General features: G+C 78.7%; 2 protein-coding genes. Both read right to left on the bottom strand.

Annotation, left to right across the window (positions count from 1 at the left end):
* Positions 1-355: 355 nt before the first annotated feature.
* Entirely contained in the window at positions 356-748 is a 393-nt protein-coding gene (locus ACLIYP_RS30360) for a DUF2267 domain-containing protein (protein ID WP_412716285.1), read from the bottom strand.
* A gap of 112 nt (positions 749-860) precedes the next feature.
* Positions 861-1,574, bottom strand: a complete 714-nt coding sequence (locus tag ACLIYP_RS30355) for a WS/DGAT domain-containing protein (protein ID WP_412716284.1) — start codon at positions 1,572-1,574, stop codon at positions 861-863.
* Between the last annotated feature and the right edge of the window lie 171 nt (positions 1,575-1,745).

Genomic DNA, 1,745 nt, shown 5'->3' with positions numbered 1-1,745 from the left:
GCGCACGCGCCCGTCCCACCGGCCCGGGCGGAGCACGGCCCGCGCCGGGCCGGGCACGGCCGGGCGCACACCGGGGCACGGCAGGTGCCGTACGGGCCCGGCGGGGCGGTCGGAGCGGACGGGGGCGGTCGCGGATTCGTTCGTCACGCCCCCACGGTGACCGCGATAGCTCTGAGTGACAAGTGGTCACGCAGAGCGAATGAGGTTGTTGTGTGCGCCGGGAGGTGGCGCGGTACGCGCCGCGCGCCGTCGTACCGCGACTCCGCCGCCTCTCACCTCCCGCCGCCGCGGCCCGGGGCGGAAAACCCGGGGTCCGGGACCGGCGCCCGGCGGCCCCGGTCTCCCGGCCGCGGGCTCAGTCGCTCAGCTCCGGCTTGCCGAACAGCGCGGCGTAGCCGGAGGGGAGCTGGCTCAGGACCTGGTTGAGCTCGCCCCCGGAGATCGCCCCGGCGGTGGTGGACAGCACGGCGCTGGCGTCCCACTCCGCGGTCCTGGGCCGCGATCCGGTCCGGTCGCCCACCCGCCGGCAGAACTCCTCCACACCGTACGTCCCGGGCCGGTCCGGGCTGCTCTCCATCAGGAAGTCGCCCAGCGGGCCGGGCAGCTGCGCGGCCAGGTCCTCGGTCTCCCCCGGGGTGATCCGGGAGGCGAGCACCTCCAGCACGGCCGTGGTCACCTCCTCGGCCTCCCGCCGGTCCCTGTACTCCCCCAGCTCGCGGACCCGGGCGAGGAACTCGTCGTACCTCATCGGCCACCCCTCCTCATCGGTCGGCGGACATCACCTCGGCGGCCCGTTCCGCGTTCCACGGATCGCGCCGGCGAACCGCCCGGCGCGGAACATTCGGCCCGGGGCAGGGCCGTCAGCGCCTCGGCGCACCGGGCACGGGATCGGGCTCGGGCTCCGGCTCCGGCACGGGCACGCGCTCCGGCTCAGGAGGCCCGGCGAGGCCGGTCAGTTCGCGGGCGAGGGCGCCGGTCAGTTCGCGGGCGAGGCCGGGGAGGGTGTGGGTGACCGCGGTGAGGGTGTACGCGCCCGCGTAGTCGGTCAGGGCCAGGCAGACGCTGCCGGGGGCCAGTACGGGCGGCAGGGGGACGATCCGCTCCAGCGGCCGTCCGTCCAGGGACCACGGGCCGCGCGGCCACCCGAAGGCCAGGCAGGTCACGGGGCAGAAGCCCGGCGAGCAGCTCAGCGCGGCCAGCAGGCGCACCGCCCAGGGGCCCAGCCGCGCGGCGGCGCCGACCGCGCGGCGGACGGTGTCCGCGCCGCCGTGGAGCGGCCCGAAGGCGGCCAGCGCGCCCCGGCAGGCAGCCAGCCGCTCCCCGGGGTCCGCGGCCGTCACGGGGAGCGGTACCCGCACAGCCGAGACGGCGGTGCCGAGCATCCGGTCCTCCCGCGGCGTGCGCAGGTCCACCGGGAAGGCCCCGTACAGCGGTCGCGGTGCGCCGGGCCAGCGCTCCGGATCCCCGTGGACGGTGCGCAGGGCGCCCGCGGCCGCGGCCAGCAGCACCTCGTTGAGGGTGGCGCCCAGGCCCGGCAGGGCGCGGCGGGCGGCGCGTACCGCGTCCGCGTCCACCTCCGTCCAGCCCCGGTCCGGCTCCGGGCGGCGGCCTCGGGGCGGCGGCAGGGCCCGTCCCGGGCCGAGCGCCGCGGATGTGCGGCCCGGGCCCGGGCGGGCGCGGTCCGGGTTGGCTGCACTTAGCGCCCCCACCCCCCCCACTCCCGTGCCTCTCCGGCCGCCCCCCCC

Source organism: Streptomyces nanhaiensis (assembly GCF_046614825.1).
GTDB classification, from domain to species: Bacteria; Actinomycetota; Actinomycetes; order Streptomycetales; family Streptomycetaceae; genus Streptomyces; species Streptomyces radiopugnans.
The sequence above is the reverse complement of the archived record's forward strand: the minus strand, read 5'-3'. Positions and strand labels throughout refer to the sequence as shown.

Bases quoted from the DNA above. Each gene is read 5' to 3' on its own strand.
- ACLIYP_RS30360 (WP_412716285.1), bottom strand. From the start codon at position 748: ATGAGGTACGACGAGTTCCTCGCCCGGGTCCGCGAGCTGGGGGAGTAC.